Here is a 15,920-nt window from a genome sequence, read left to right as displayed (position 1 = left end):
GCGAACTGCACCGATGATGGGTGATGGTTATTGAGATAAGATTGTTTCCGTTGGTGCGATTCGTACCTCACCGACACCCTACGGGAAAACGGTGGCGTAAGATGCTGGTGAGCTTTGCGAACCGCACCGAAGACAGGTGATGGGTTTGATCTAAGGTTGTTTTCACTGGTGCGGTTCATCCCTCACCGCCACGGAAAAACGGTGGCTTTTAAGCGTTGTAATACTCTTTGTACCAATCAACAAACTTTTGCATACCATCTTCTATCGTGGTGCTGGGCTTGAAACCGGTTGCTTGCTGCAGGCTATCGATATCAGCATAGGTTGCCGGAACATCTCCTGGTTGCATAGGCAGGTATTCTTTGATAGCTTTTTTGCCTGCGGCTGATTCAATCGCCTCGATAAAGCGACTAAGTTCAATCGGTTCATTATTACCGATATTGTATAGTCGATAAGGTGCACTACTGCTGTCTGGGCTTGTTCTTAGATTGCTTTCATCTACTTGCGGGATAACATCCTGAATACGGATAACACCCTCAACAATATCGTCAATATAAGTGAAATCACGCAGCATCTTACCGTGGTTAAATACCTTAATCGGGCGGTCTTCCAATATGGCACTGGTAAACAGGAACGGCGCCATATCCGGACGCCCCCAAGGGCCATAAACGGTAAAGAAGCGCAGACCGGTAGTGGGAATGCCGTACAGGTGAGAATAGCTGTGCGCCATCAGTTCATTGGATTTTTTGGTGGCGGCATAGAGTGAGACAGGATGGTTAACGCCATCTTTAACGGAGAATGGCATCTTGGTATTCATACCATATACCGATGAAGAGGAAGCATAAACCAGGTGTTTAACATTATTCTGGCGACAGCCTTCCAAAATAGTCATCATGCCTGTCAGATTTGAATCAACATAGGCAAAGGGGTTTTCCAACGAATAACGCACACCGGCCTGCGCTGCTAAATGTATCACGCGGTCAAACCCACTTTCGGCGAAGAGTTGAGCCACTCCTTCCCGGTCAGCTAGGTCCAGTTTTTTAAAGGTAAATTGAGGGTATTTCTCAAGCCGTGCCAAACGAGCGTCTTTTAATGTAGGGTCATAATAATCATTCAGGTTATCCAAGCCAATTACCGTATGACCCGCCTGACACAGACGTTCAGAAACAAAATTGCCGATAAAACCGGCTGCACCGGTGACCAGATAGGTTAACTGCATTGTATTTATCCTGAATAATATTTGAAAATTTTTTGATAACCCAAGGGTGCCGATGAAGAATGAATCGCACCAATGGAAACTGCCTTGTATCAAAACCATGACCCATCATTGGTGCGGTTCGCAAAGCCCACCGGCACCCTACGGGTGGTAACGAGGCGTATCAACAAATCAAACCTTTGCAGATATATGTAGGGTGCGATGAAGAATGAATCGCACCAATGAAAACAGCCTTGTATCAAAATAATGACCCATCACCGGTGCGGTTCGCAAAGCTCACCAGCATCCAGCGGGTGGTAACAAACGTACCAGCGAACCAAACATCTACAAACTTGTAGGGTGGCGGTGAGGAACGAACCGCACCAATGGAAACAGCTTTGTATCAAAACCATGACCCATCACCGGTGCGGTTCGCAAAGCTCATCAGCACCCTACGGGTGGTAATGAACGTACCAGCGAACCAGCGCACCAATGAAAACAGCTTTGTATCAAAACCATGACCTATCACCGGTGCGGTTCGCAAAGCTCACCAGCACCTTACGGGTGGTAATGAGCCGCACCAATGAAAACAGCCTTGTATCAAAAGAATGACACATCACCGGTGCGGTTCGCAAAGCTCACAGCACCCTACGTGTGGTAATGAACTACACAATTACAACTTAATCGATAAGCCTCGGCCAATACCATAATAACTAAAACCACGATCAGCCATGCGTTGTGGATCATAAAGGTTGCGGCCATCAAAGATAACTGGTTCCGCCAACTGCTGCTTGATCATATCGAAATCCGGCGCGCGAAAGCTCTGCCATTCGGTACAAATCACCAGCATGTCTGCGCCATTAAGGGCTGCTTCTTTGGTACCCATCAGGTTCAAGTCAGCGCGAGAGCCATAGATGCGTTGTGTCTCTTCCATCGCTTCTGGATCAAATGCCTGTACTTTTGCGCCTGCAGCCCATAACAGTTCCATAAGTACACGGCTGGATGATTCACGCATATCATCGGTTTTAGGCTTAAATGATAAGCCCCAAAGCGCGACAGTTTTACCGGCAATATCGCCATTAAAATGACGATTGATCAATTCAAATAACTTAGTTTTTTGCTTGGCATTAACCGCCTCAACCGCTTTCAGGATTTGAGAGTCATAACCAATCTGCTCTGACGTTTTTACCAGCGCTTGCACATCTTTCGGGAAACATGAGCCGCCGTAACCACAACCTGGATAGATAAAGTGATAACCGATACGTTCATCCGAACCAATACCGTTACGCACATTCTCGATATCTGCACCAACCATCTCAGCAATATTGGCCATCTCGTTCATAAAGCTGATTTTTGTGGCCAGCATGCAGTTAGCTGCATATTTTGTTAGCTCTGCACTACGTACATCCATAAAGATAATACGGTCGTGGTTACGGTTAAAGGGAGCATACAGCTCGGACATTACATCTTTAACATGATCACTTTCGGTACCGATAACAATCCGGTCTGGACGCATACAGTCACTGACTGCAGCCCCCTCTTTCAAGAACTCAGGGTTGGACACCACATGAAATTCAAGTGTTGATTCTCGACCGGCTAATACAGCCGCAATGGTCGCTTCAACCTTATCTCCCGTACCTACTGGAACTGTCGATTTGTCGATAACAATCTTCGGTTCTTGCATATAGGTAGCAATTGTATTGGCGACAGCCTGTACATACTGTAGATCGGCAGAACCATCTTCATCTGGGGGAGTGCCTACGGCAATAAACTGAATCTCACCAAACTCAACTGCAGCTTTTGCATCGGTGGTAAAGAGTAAACGGCCCGCTTCATAATTAGATTGCACCAGTGGCGTGAGGCCCGGTTCATAAATTGGAATAAGACCATTTTTAAGGTTTTCTACTTTCTGTGCATCAACATCAACACAGCAAACGTCGTGGCCAACTTCCGCCAATACCGCTGCCTGTACGAGCCCTACATAACCGATACCAAACACCGTTACTTTCATTCGTTGCTTACCTTACTGAAACACTTAGATTTGTCAGAATTATATCAGCCTGAATGAGGGATTTGCGAAATTAATATGAGCGAGGTAAATCATATTTAATATTAATGATAACCCGCAGGGTGACTGTGAGGAACGAACAGCACCAATGTATTCCAGCAGTCATCGACGCCGGAGGAAGCTCTCACACATTTCAGCCGATTTTTCGTAGGGTACCGGTGAGGAACGAACCGTACCAGTACGACCCAACATCTATCGCAGCCAGAGGCAGCTCCCACATATTGTAGGGTACCGGTGAGGAACGAACCGTACCAATAAGGCCCAACATTTATCGCAGCCAGAGGCAGCTCCCACATATTGTAGGGTACCGGTGATGAACGAACCGCACCATTGTGCCTATAATGTTCAGAAATCACTACGATGTTTGGTCTTCATAAAACCTTCCCATTGAATCACGGGTAACTGATCAAGCATCAACTTAAACATGGAGGTTTGGATGGTTGAGATAAAACACCACGGTGCAATCACCGGGGTTACTGGTTCATGCCATGAGTTGGTTTTAGATAAGAGATCAAGTGTGCTGATTGATTGCGGTATGTTTCAAGGGGCTGAAAATGGTGGCTCAGAATCAGACAATCTACAATTGGATTTTCCGATCGATAGTGTCAAAGCACTGTTTATCACCCATTGTCATATCGATCATGTTGGCCGGATTCCTTCCCTGATTGCGGCAGGATTTAGTGGGCCTATTTATGCATCAAAAGCTACCACCAAGTTGCTACCGTTGGTGCTGGAAGATGCACTAAAAATTGGCGTTACTCGCAATGAGGCGCTAATTGGTAAGTTTCTGCAGCTGTTGGAAAAGCAATTGCAACCGCTGGAGTATAAGCACTGGTACGTGATCGATGCGGTGAAAGGGCTTCGCTGTCGTTATAAACCGGCGGGTCATATTCTTGGGTCCGCTTATATCGAATTTGAATACAATAACGAGATAATTGTGTTTTCTGGTGACCTTGGCGCGCCCTATGCTCCTCTCTTACCAGCACCGAAATCCCCATGGCGAGCTGATCGGTTAATTATTGAAAGCACCTATGGGGATAAAGTGCATGAAAACCGCCGTGATCGTCGCCAACAACTGGAGGCGATAATCCGGCATTGTCTAAAAGACACCGGTACCGTGTTGATTCCCGCATTTAGTATCGGCAGAACTCAAGAGCTTCTATACGAACTAGAAGATATTATCCACAAGCAGAAAGGCACCGCTTGGGAGAATATCGATGTAATAGTTGACTCACCACTGGCCGCAAAATTTACGGAGCATTACCGTGAGTTGAATGATCTCTGGGATGCCGAAGCCAAAGCACGAAAAGGGAAGGGTAGATCCCCATTGGCTTTTGAGCAACTCATCACCATTGATTCACATGCTGATCATACTAAGCTGGTAAATTATCTGAAAAATAGCGGTAAGCCTGCCATTGTTATTGCCGCCAGCGGTATGTGTGCTGGTGGTCGTATCGTGAATTACCTCAAAGCGTTATTGGGTGATACCCGCACAGATGTATTGTTTGTCGGTTACCAAGCAAAAGGAACGCCAGGAAGTGATATTCAACGTTATGGCCCAAGGGGAGGGTATGTTTATCTGGATGATGAAAAAATTGATATTAAAGCGGGAGTGCATACCCTGAGTGGTTATTCCGCCCATGCCGATCAGAAAAATTTAATCAATTTTGTTAAACGGATGCGGCATAAGCCCAAAGAGATACGTATTGTGCATGGTGATCCAGAAGCAAAGCAGGCGTTGAAAGAGAAGTTAAGTGGGGGCTGCCCAGCGGCGAAGATTATTATTCCGTAAGAGCGGCAACGGTGCGGTCATGCTTCATTTATAACCTCAGGCGTAGAGTGCCGATGAGCTTGCGAATCGCACCGTAAAGCCCACCAATCGCCTTTCCGTAAATACATTGAAGCAGATGACTTTAATTGAATGTAAGAAATAACGCCGGCACCATCGGTGCGGTTCGTTCCTCACCAGCACCTTACAATGAACGTTTTCGGCTTTTGTGATGCTTCACGAATAACAATAATGCCTCAGGCGTAGGGTGCTGATTAGCTTGCGAATCGCACCGCAGATACCACGCATTACAGCCGATTTCCGGTAGGGTGAGGAACGAACCGCACCAGTTCTCCATCAGGATTCACCGCCTATAGAAGGTCCCCCTTAAGTGTGCGGCTTATTGTGTTTGTTGTAGGAGCGGCCTCTGGCAGCGACGGTCTTAAATCAGGATGAGGGTGCTGATGAGCTTGCGAATCGCACCGTAAAGCCCACCAATTGCCTTTCCGTAAATACATCAGAAAGCGCATAAACAGATGACTTTAATTGAATGTAAGAAATAACGCTGGCATCATCAGTGCGGTTCGTTCCTCTCCAGCACCCTACAATTAACGTTTTCGGCTTTTGTGATGCTTCACGAATAACAATAATGCCTCAGGCGTAGGGTGCTGGTGAGCTTGCGAACCGCACCGCAGATACCACACATTACAGCCGATTTCCGGTAGGGTGAGGTGAGGAACGAACCGCACCAGTTCTCCATCAGAATTCACCGCCTATAGAAGGGACTCACTCAAGTGTGCGGCTTGTTGAGTTTGTTGTAGGAGCTGCCTCTGGCAGTGAAGGTCTTCAATCAGGATGAGGGTGCTGATGAGCTTGCGAATCGCACGGTAAAGTCCAGCAATCGCCTTTCCGTAAACCATTGAAAAGCGCATAAACAGATGACTTTAATTGAATGTAAGAAATAACGCCGGCATCATCGGTTCGGATCATCCCTCACCAGCACCCCAAATTAACGTTTTCGGCTTTTGTGATGTTTTACGGATAACAGAAATGCCTCTGGGGTAGAGTGCTGATGAGCTTGCGAATCGCACCGTAAAGCCCAGCAATCGCCTTTCCGTAAATACATCGGAAACCGCATAAACAGATGACTTTAATTGAATGTAAGAAATAACGCTCGGTGCGGTCATGCTTCATTGATAACCTCAGGCGTAGGGTGCTGATGAGCTTGCGAATCGCACCGTAAAGCCCACCAATTGCCTTTCCGTAAATACATCGGAAACTGTATAAGTAGATGACTTTAATTGAATGTGAGAAATAACGCCGGCATCATCGGTGCGGTTCATTCCTCACCAGCACCCCAAATTAACGTTCTCTGCTTTTATGATGCAGGGATATCTGCCCTAGCGCGAGTATCACCATAAAGGTGGCGGCGTTTGAGGGGATCTGTAGATTGAAATCAACCGTCGAATGAATGGCCAATGCAATAATCGCCATGGTTGCACTAAAAGCGATGCCGCGCATTAGCGGTTTTTTACGTTTACGTAGGGCTTTTAAGGTAGAGAGTAATACAAGTAACACTGCCAGCAGAAGGCAGGCTGTTACGACAACACCATATTCACTGGCAAACTCAAAATAATCGTTATGGGCATGATCATAAAACCGCTTTCCCACATCGTATTGGCGATATTTAGGGAAGTTTGTGTAGTAAGTGCCAGCACCGCTGCCGGTTAACAGGTTATCTTGAATTGCATCAAGGGTATAACGGTTAACCTCATCACGGGTTTCATGTTCTTCAGATGTATTTTGTAGTCGGTCAGCGACCTTCTCAACACCAAAAAAGGTCCCCATCACAAAGATATCGATAACGATAAGGCTGCTGATTAAGATCATCGTGGATCTTGTTGAGTGCTTACTCAGTATGAGTGCAATGATGCCGGTAATAGCAAGGCTGATAAAAAATGAGCTGTTACCCATGCGGGAGTGAGTCATCACTAGGCCGGCGACCATGATAATTAACATAATGCGTAATCGAGCTTTAGGGCCGAGCAGTGTTGTGATAATGAGCCGAAACCGTTCTCGCCAGCTTTGAGTTGATTGAGTTGTTAATGTAGACACCATAATACCTATACCAACGCTTAACGTTAGTACTAGGTAGCCTGCTAAATGGTTGCGGTTGATGAATGTACCTGTAGCAAGGTTCTTATAATACTCTTTTGGAATAAAGAAGCTGTATTCCGTACCCGTGAGTGTCATCATGCTGCCATAAACGGCTTGGAAAAGACCACTTAAAATGAGTGTATAAGCCAATATTTTGATGCGTTTAGTCGAGTTAGCAAGTAGGAGTGTGAGACAAAAGATCAATATAAAAGAGAAGCCTAGAAGTCCTTCTTGCAGCGTTTTATCTGCATCTATTGAGCTAATAGAGAGATCAGTAGGTGAGATGCCTTGAATCAATGCCATTAACGGAGCGGTGAAGAGTAGGCCAATAATATATACGCTTTGCTTGATACTATTATTGATAAACACTTTATTTAAACTGTATAGACTAAGCCAGATGGCCCCTAATGACAAAGCCCAGCAGCACAGTATTGAGATAGCCCAGGGCTTATTGCTACCTAGAGGTAGAGGGATCCATATTAACAGCAACAGAAAAGCGATAAACAGCCAGTTGTCATACTTAAATTTATTATCTGAAATAGTGTCGGTAAAATTCATTATTTAACAAATAAGTATGTAGGAGAACAAAAAAAGCGCAGTAATGCGCTTTTTTAAGAATGCGGATTGTTAGCTGCTAGGACTAGCACTGCCGCCGCCGCCGCCGCCAGTGGCGGTACCAAGGGTAGTGGGTAATAGAGTTCCTGCACCCGCCGTTTCTGGGCCTGCAGCTGGTCCAGCAGCGGTTGCTGGTAGTAACGCAGTAGGATCTAGCCCATTATTGAGGGCAATTGCAATCAACTGATCTTCTGTCAGGCCTTTATCTATACCTGCCTGCCCAATCAATTTAAGTGCATCAGGATCTTCAGAGAAGGAGCTGGCTGCAGCACTGACGATGGATTCAGCAGTACCAAATCCGCATCCAATGGTTTCTTCTTCAGAATCATCTGCGGGGATAGGCTTACAGTCTATTAGTAGCTGAGCCATAATATTTTCGACAGAGACTGCTTCGGCGATCGCATGCTGAATCACCTCAGTTAAAGGTAAGCCAGTTTCAAGATCTGTTTGTATGTTTGCCTGCGCAGGGTACAACGGCAACAACATCCCTGCTACAACACCAATGAGTAGTTGGCGCATTGTAACATCTCCTTGTTATACGCACATCACTTAAAGATATGCATTCATAACTAAATAAAATAAAGTCTATTGTAGCAATGCTATCTACTGTATGTAAACAATATTTGCTGAAACAGATAAAAGAAGGGTATTATTTAATTCGTCTGTATGATGGTTATGTGGTTAGTAGTATAACGAAGTTGTAACAGCAATAGAGTATAAGGTTGAAGCTTATCAACACTGTTTATGGGTAAGTTAATGATGTTTGTAGGGGCGAAGGAGTGGACCATTCTGTGACACCAGTAGTTAGCTTGTACATGAAAGGCAGCGGTTAAGAAACCGCGAATCACTTGTATTTTGAGTTGAGTCTTTATCTGATATAGTAATTTAGTGTAGCACGTTATTTTTTAAGGATGGAAACGTTAACAAAGGCAACAAATTCTCACTCTTAGAAGATCGTAAGTATGAGAGTAGGTGTATCGTATTTTAATAGATAAATTGGTAAAGAATATTGATTTCTTTCTAGGAATAATATCTATTATAGAGTTTCGCTCTGAAGTAGCTGAACATAATCATTATAAATTAGATAGGAAATGCTACCTAGCTGGACTTACCTAAATTAGTAGTTTTTGAAGTGGGGCCGAAGCCTTAGATAGGAAGAGATATAAATAGGATTCTATTTGGCTTATATTTATAATTAGTTTTTTGGAATATATGCGGATCCTTTTAAAACTTTTCTATCTTAATTATCAAAAATATATTTATCAAATGGTTGGTTTTATGAATAATGTTTTTTTAGTGGGTGCAGCAAAAGCAGGTACGACGACAGTAGAAAGTGTATTGTCATCCAATCCAGATGTATCTATATCACTAGTTAAAGAACCTAATTTTTACTGTAATGATTTACATAAACAATTTGATGAATCAGTATTTAATAATTTAAAAAATCTGAGTTCTTTAGAAGATTATTCAAATATTCATAGTCATGCCGCTATAGTTAGAAATAAAGATGTATATGAGCAGTTGTATAAAAAAAATGAAATAAGGCTAGATGCATCCACAAACTACTTATATTCAGCAGTAGCTGCTAAAAATATTTATGATGATGATCAAAATGCTAAAATAATAATTATACTTAGGGATCCTTTAAAAAGATCATACTCACACTGGTTAATGGATCGTAGAATTGGTTTTCCGGTAGGCAGTTATTATGAGGAGCTGGAAAAAGAGTATTCAAATATTACTGATGCAAAGTTTTCAAACAGCCCATTGTATATAAGTCGTTCATTGTATTACGAGCAAGTTAAAAGGTATTTCGATTTGTTTCCGCGAAAAAATATTAAAGTGATTTATTTTGAAGAGTTATTTAGCGATAAGTACGAATATATTATGAAAGATTTGCATTGGTTTTTAGGTTTAGAGTGTGATGAAGTGATCGTAGATGAAAAAAACAAAGCAATGGTTCCTCGTTTCGAAAAAATAAATAATATTATGCAAGTGAGTGGTATAAAAGTTTTTGTCAGGAGTATTCTGGGAGAGAAGGCTAAGCAGTTACTAAAAGGACTAGTCTATAAAAAAAATGATATAAAACTGGATGCTAGCTTAGTTCCAGTGGAGATATTGAATAAGTTTGAGGAAGACTATAAAAAAACAAAATTACTTGTGAATAGTGGAAGTTAAAAGTAAATCATGAATAGAACTCTTTCTCGCTTATCTGTTGTGTTAGTTATTTTTTGTCCTTTTATTGGGTTGGAGTTGTCAAGGTTATATTTTGAAATATTAAAAGGTGAATGGTGGTATTTTATAAGTTCAGAACGAAGCCTTATGTTAAGTTTCGGGATTTTATTATCAATCTTGTATTTTTTAAAGTTTGAAAATATAAAAAAAATATACTTAAATTATTATGATTTATTGATTATATTCTATGCTTGGCTGTTTTTTGTTTCGATAATAATTTCGATATTTAATGAAGGTGTAGATGTAATTTTAATAAAGCAAGTATTTATTTTTTTTGTAATGTTTTTTTCGTATAGAATTGGTCGATCTTCTAATTTATTTTTAGATAAAGAAATACTAATGTATGGTGCGTTATTTATAGTTACCATAAATGTTGCACTTTCTGTCCTTGGCGCATATCCGGGTTCCTCTTCAATTTTAATGTCTCTTTTGATTCTTTTATGTGTTATATGCTATGAGAAAAGTTTATGTTACTTTGTTTTTTTAAGCTTGTTTTTAATAATGTTTGTGATGGGTTTGGAAGATATAAACAGGACTTTTATGGCATGGTTTTTTGTTTATTTATTGGTTAATTTATATTTTTATTATAAGAAAGCTTTTTTGTTTATATTGTGCCCTTTAGTTATATTTTTAGTGATTGTTTTTGGTGCTTTATTCGATTTCTCTAAAGGGATTTCTGTAGATGATGAGTCATCAAAAACATTAGGTCGAATAAGTTCAATAGTATTTATTATTGGAGGTGGAGATCTTGAAGAGAAGGTTTCATTAAATGATAGAGAATACGAAAATAATAGTGTAAAACAAAAATTCGATGATGAAGCTGGTTTTTTAAATTATGTATTTGGTTTTGGGGCTACGGCTAGATATGATGTTGCATTATCACGAAAGGTCATATATGAAAATCATAACGTGCATGTTGGTTTTTATTCAGAGCTTTTGAAAAGAGGAGTTGTTGGCGTTTTTGTATTAATAATGATTAATCTATTTGTAATATATAGAGGGGTTTTAGATAAAGATTATTTATACAGGAAAGATCGAGTTGAATATTATTTGTTTTTTTGGTTTTATGTTTTATCTTTGATTTATTGGTTTACTTGGTCGGCAATGTTTTTTACATATATGTTGAATTGGATATATATTGGGATGAAATTGAGTAATTATTCTAAAGCATCTGGTAAACGTATATATAAATTTAAATGGAGGTGAATATGATTTTAGTTACTGGTTGTCCTAGAAGTGGAACAACACCTCTGGGTTATATGTTTGAAAAATTTATGGATTATTCTGTTTTGCATGAACCATTCAATTATCATACAGGTCTTGAACAGGTAGGTAGCTATTTTCAATATAGAGATATAGATCAAACGGTGAATGGGGAGTTAAAAAGTTTATTAATTCGAATAGCTAATAATGATGTGATAATGAAAGACGGCATCTTTCCGGGAGAGAATATTTATCGGAGGTTTGCGAAGCGTGCCTTAGGGGGTAGGACGAAAAGAAGTTATAAAAACTTTACTGGAAATAAAAGAGTAATAAAAGATCCATTTTTAGCTCTTTCGTTAAAATCTTCTTCAGAAGTTTTCGATCATATGTTCATAACAATTCGCCCACCGGTAGGTATTATTAATAGTTTTAGAAAGTATAAATGGGTTTTTCCAGAGGTTTTTCCTTATGAAGGCTTTGAGTATTTTGAAGGATATAAATCGTCAGAATTTTTAAATCAGCCTGAGTTTTATGCCTTATATATACAGTATTTGATTTATATCTCTATTGAGAAGCTAGAAACTAACAGTTTTACTGTTATCGACACCTCAAAGCTAGCAGATAAAAGTAGTATTCAACTTGCAGAATTATTTGGTTTTTTGAAATTGGAATCATATGAAAAACTTTATCAGAATTTAAAGAATATGTATGAATCAAACTCGAAAGGTCTGTTCTCTGGTATACATAATCATCAAAGAGGAAAAAATGCATTAAAAGCATCATATGATAATGTAAATATTCCAGAAAATTGTATGGCACTGTATATGGAGGTTTGTCGATTATATGAATGTCAAGCCAACTGAATATAGTTATATTATTATTACTGATCACGGTGATATCAATGGTGGGCTAGCCAAAGTTGTTGTCTCTCAAGTTGAAGAACTAGCAACTAACCAAGACAAAAGAGTCTTAATTCTTACTGGGAGTAGCAAGCTTTCGGTTAGCCTTAAAAATAATGAAAACATAGATCATGTTGTAATAGGAAAAGGTGAATATTTACTAAGACCTAATCGTATTAAAGGAGCCATTGATGGTTTGTTTGATTTTTATGTTTTGAAACAATTAAAAAGAAATTTAGGAAAAGGAGTTTCTTTAAATACCAGAATATTAGTTCATGGTTGGAGTAAATCTTTATCACCATCTATTTTTTGGGTTTTGAGAAAATATGGAAAAATAACGTATTGTTGGAATCATGACTATTTTTTGCATTGCCCAAATGGTGGCTATTTTGACTATAATAAAAAAGTCTCATGTAGAGAAAAACCATTATCTTTGAGTTGTATTAAGCGTGATTGTGATTCTCGAAGTTATTATTTCAAAGTATGGCGTGTGTTGAGATTTTTCATTCTAAAAGCAGTCCGTGGTTTCTTTAAAGAAATTGCAGTTACAGATGCTAGTGCTAATGTTATTTCAGAATATTCAAGTGATTATAAAGGAAGAGTAATTCCTAATCCAATCGATATTTATAAAAAACCGAGAATTCAAGCTGAGTTAAATGATTATGTAGTTATAGTTGGTAGACCATCTCCTGAAAAGGGAATAGATAAACTTTTTGAAACGCTTAAAGATGTTAATTATTATCGCAAAGTTTTTATTATTGGCGGTTTGGAAAGTGATTACGAAGGAGTTGATTCGGGTCATCTTTCGATTGAATATTGTGGTTGGCTAGATAAAACTGAAGTAGAAAAGGTAATGTGTAAAGCTCGTTATCTTATTTTCCCAAGTTTATGGCATGAAGCACAAGGTTTAGTCGTTACTGAAGCTATTGCTATGGGAGTACCCGTTATTTGTGCTGAGGTTAATTGTGGAGTTGAAGCAGTTGAAAAATTTAAGGCTGGCAGGCTATACGACCCTTATAATAGCTCGACCTTGGTATCAGCATTAGAGCACTTTGAACTAGATGCGAATGTAGAAATTTATAGCGAAAATGGCTATCAATCATATTGGCTTAAGCCGGAAGATATAAAAAATCATATTACACAGGTTATTAAAATATGCCGTTAAATAATTCTACAAAAATAGCATTAGTCCACGATTGGTTTGTGGATAGTGGTGGAGCCGAAAAGGTTGTAGCAGAAATTTTAAATATTTTTCCTGATGCGGATGTCTTTTCTACAGTCGATTATCTTAGTGATAAACAGCGGAAAGAAATTGTTAAAGGTAAGTCTATTTCGACCACTTTTATCCAAAAACTTCCATACTCAAAGTCTTATAAGAAGTATTTTACTCTAATGCCGGTTGCATTGGCATCATTAGACTTATCTGAATACGACTTGGTGATTTCAAGTAGCTCCTCAGTTGCGAAAGGAGTGATTACAGGGCCAGATCAACTTCATATATGTTATTGCCATTCACCCATGAGATATGCCTGGGATTTACAAGAAGAATATCTTAAGTCAATAGGTAAAAGTAAAGGTTTAGTCTCTTTTGTTTATCGAAGTTTACTGCATAGAATGCGTATTTGGGATGTGACGAGCTCTTTTAATGTGGATTTTTATATTGCGAATTCATCTTATATTAAGCGTCGTATACATAAGGTTTATAAACGAGAGGCTAAAGTAGTTTATCCTAATGTTAATGTAGATGATTTTGAAGTCCATGAAAGTAAAGATGAATATTACTTTACATGCTCTAGGCTTGTCCCTTATAAACGTATAGACCTTATTGTAGAAGCATTTAGCTTGATGCCAGATAAAGAGTTGTTTGTCGTTGGTGATGGGCCAGAGATGGAGCGGATAAAAAAGCTGGCTTCTAGTAATGTTCATTTATTGGGTTATCAAGAGTTTGATACTTTACGTGATTTAATGGCTAAGGCTAAAGCATTTGTATTTGCAGCAGAAGAAGATTTTGGAATTGTTCCTGTTGAAGCACAAGCTTGCGGTACACCAGTAATTGCCTATGGAAAAGGAGGCGCTTTAGAAACGGTTGTCGATGGTGTTACGGGCGTGTTCTTTTATGAACAAAATGTTTCATCTTTATGTGACGCAATTGAAAAATTTGAAAATAACTTAAAGCAGTTTGATCCAAAAGTTATTAGAACTAACGCTGAGCGCTTTAGCTCTAGCCGGTTTAGAGAAAAGATGAAAGAGTTTATTAGTCAGAAAATGGATGGAATGTAGGCTTTAAGTACACAATATTATTTTATAGTGTATTTTGAATTTTTTGAAATTGATACTGATAAAAAATCCGTAGTGTTTATTTAAAATTATTGTATATGTAGGTGTGATGGTCGTGAGAAATGATAACTAAAACTGTTGAAACTATAAAGTTTAAATTCGCTCATCAACGTGAGTTGATTTTTCAGACAATGATTAGCTTTATTTGTCGAGTGTTAGCTGCAGTTGCAGCTTTCTTCGCAAGTTTAGTTATCGGCAGGCAACTAGGTGCAGAAGGTGCGGGCCTATACTTTCTTGCGTTTAGTGTTGTTTCTTTTCTTTCAGCCTTTGCCCGATTAGGGCTAGAAAATACAATTGTTCGTTTTGTCGGTGCAGCATTCCCGGATAATGATTGGCTTGCTATTAAATCAATTTTTTATAAATCAGCTTTTCTTGTTTTACTATGCAGTACGCCCATTGCTTTGTGCTTGTATTATTTTTCTGACTATCTAGCTAACGAAGTATTCGATAAAAAAGAGGTATCGACAGTTCTTAAAATGATGGCACCAGGCATTGTTGGGTTGGCTCTCTTGACTATAATCTCTATGGCTTTACAGGGTGTACGTAGAGTCATACCTTCAGTTATTATTTTGACGATACTTGTTAATTTACTATTGATGGGAGGTTTACTGTTATTCCCCATTGAGAGTAGTCAGGTAACAGCATTAATTTACAGCATGAGTACATTCATTACGGTTATTGTCGGTTTATATCTATTACTTAGTAAAGTTGGTCATGGTAGCGACGCTGGTCAGGCTGGTCAGGTAGTTGGTTGGGCTGACATCTTCAAGAGCTGTATGCCATTGTGGATAGTCGTTATTATGCAGCAAACTATCCAGTGGTCTGGGCAGTTTATAGCGGGGGCCTATGTTGATGCAGAACACATAGCTCAGTTGGCAGTCGCTCAACGAACAGCGCTTCTCGTAAGCTTTATTTTAACTGCGGTGAATATTGTAGTTTCACCTAGGTTTGCTGCTATGTATAAACGTTCTGAAATGCAGGCCTTAGAAAAGTTATCAGTTACATCAACAAAGATGATGATTGGTTTTTCTTTACCTATTGTTGGCATAATGATTATTTTTCCAGAATATGTTATGTCATTGTTCGGTGATGGTTTTTCTGGTGGAGCTCACTTGTTACAAATATTAGCGGTTGGTCAGTTTGTTAATGTAATGACAGGATCAGTATCTTTTCTTTTAATGATGTCTGGCCATGAGAAGGAGTTACGCAACACTACTCTTATATCTGGACCCGTCGCGTTAGGTCTTTGCTTTTTGTTAATACCACTTTATGGTGCGACTGGCGCAGCGATCGCGACAGCAATTGCAATAGCATCTCAAAACTTGATTGCCGTCTGGTGGGTAAGGCGTAGGCTTGGATTCAATACATTGGCTATTTGGAGATAATGGGACTGTGTTATAAAAAGGTAGTTGTCAATATAGTGACTATGAATATTAATGAAGGAGT

At 39.7% G+C, this 15,920-nt stretch carries 11 protein-coding genes; 7 read left to right on the top strand and 4 right to left on the bottom strand.

The window, feature by feature from the left end; all coding sequences use genetic code 11:
• Positions 1–208: 208 nt before the first annotated feature.
• Positions 209–1,216 (bottom strand): NAD-dependent epimerase, encoded by a 1,008-nt coding sequence (locus KO512_RS02730; RefSeq protein ID WP_215950809.1) that lies wholly within the window; start codon positions 1,214–1,216, stop codon positions 209–211.
• Between the two features lie 649 nt (positions 1,217–1,865).
• Complete coding sequence (locus KO512_RS02725; RefSeq protein WP_215950808.1) at positions 1,866–3,203, bottom strand: UDP-glucose dehydrogenase family protein; 1,338 nt, start codon at positions 3,201–3,203, stop codon at positions 1,866–1,868.
• Between the two features lie 493 nt (positions 3,204–3,696).
• On the opposite strand from KO512_RS02725, the gene KO512_RS02720 reads away from it, so the two are divergent.
• Positions 3,697–5,052, top strand: coding sequence for an MBL fold metallo-hydrolase RNA specificity domain-containing protein (locus KO512_RS02720; RefSeq protein ID WP_215950807.1), 1,356 nt, complete (start codon positions 3,697–3,699; stop codon positions 5,050–5,052).
• Positions 5,053–6,390: 1,338 nt separating this feature from the next.
• Here KO512_RS02720 and KO512_RS02715 read toward each other — a convergent pair.
• Positions 6,391–7,488 (bottom strand): O-antigen ligase family protein, encoded by a 1,098-nt coding sequence (locus tag KO512_RS02715; protein WP_252734767.1) that lies wholly within the window; start codon positions 7,486–7,488, stop codon positions 6,391–6,393.
• A gap of 324 nt (positions 7,489–7,812) precedes the next feature.
• Entirely contained in the window at positions 7,813–8,319 is a 507-nt protein-coding gene (locus KO512_RS02710) for a hypothetical protein (protein ID WP_215950805.1), read from the bottom strand.
• Between the two features lie 759 nt (positions 8,320–9,078).
• Between KO512_RS02710 and KO512_RS02705 the strand changes: the two genes are divergently transcribed.
• From KO512_RS02705 to KO512_RS02680, 6 genes are all read left to right on the top strand, one after another.
• Entirely contained in the window at positions 9,079–9,978 is a 900-nt protein-coding gene (locus KO512_RS02705) for a sulfotransferase domain-containing protein (protein ID WP_215950804.1), read from the top strand.
• Between the two features lie 9 nt (positions 9,979–9,987).
• A complete protein-coding gene (locus KO512_RS02700; RefSeq protein WP_215950803.1) occupies positions 9,988–11,241 on the top strand; it encodes a hypothetical protein in 1,254 nt (417 codons plus the stop codon).
• A gap of 2 nt (positions 11,242–11,243) precedes the next feature.
• Positions 11,244–12,101 carry a hypothetical protein gene (locus KO512_RS02695; protein WP_215950802.1) on the top strand — a complete coding sequence of 286 codons (858 nt, stop codon included), beginning with the start codon at positions 11,244–11,246 and terminating at the stop codon, positions 12,099–12,101.
• Positions 12,082–13,302 carry a glycosyltransferase family 4 protein gene (locus KO512_RS02690; RefSeq protein WP_215950801.1) on the top strand — a complete coding sequence of 407 codons (1,221 nt, stop codon included), beginning with the start codon at positions 12,082–12,084 and terminating at the stop codon, positions 13,300–13,302. The genes KO512_RS02695 and KO512_RS02690 overlap by 20 nt, the downstream gene beginning before the upstream one ends.
• Positions 13,293–14,417 (top strand): glycosyltransferase, encoded by a 1,125-nt coding sequence (locus KO512_RS02685; RefSeq protein WP_215950800.1) that lies wholly within the window; start codon positions 13,293–13,295, stop codon positions 14,415–14,417. Before KO512_RS02690 ends, KO512_RS02685 begins: the two co-directional genes overlap by 10 nt.
• A 119-nt stretch (positions 14,418–14,536) precedes the next feature.
• A complete protein-coding gene (locus tag KO512_RS02680) occupies positions 14,537–15,859 on the top strand; it encodes an MATE family efflux transporter (RefSeq protein ID WP_215950799.1) in 1,323 nt (440 codons plus the stop codon).
• The last annotated feature ends 61 nt before the right edge of the window (positions 15,860–15,920 follow it).

It is taken from the genome of Amphritea atlantica (genome assembly GCF_018860855.1).
In the GTDB taxonomy this organism is placed as follows: Bacteria; Pseudomonadota; Gammaproteobacteria; order Pseudomonadales; family Balneatricaceae; genus Amphritea; species Amphritea atlantica_A.
The sequence above is the reverse complement of the archived record's forward strand: the minus strand, read 5'-3'. Positions and strand labels throughout refer to the sequence as shown.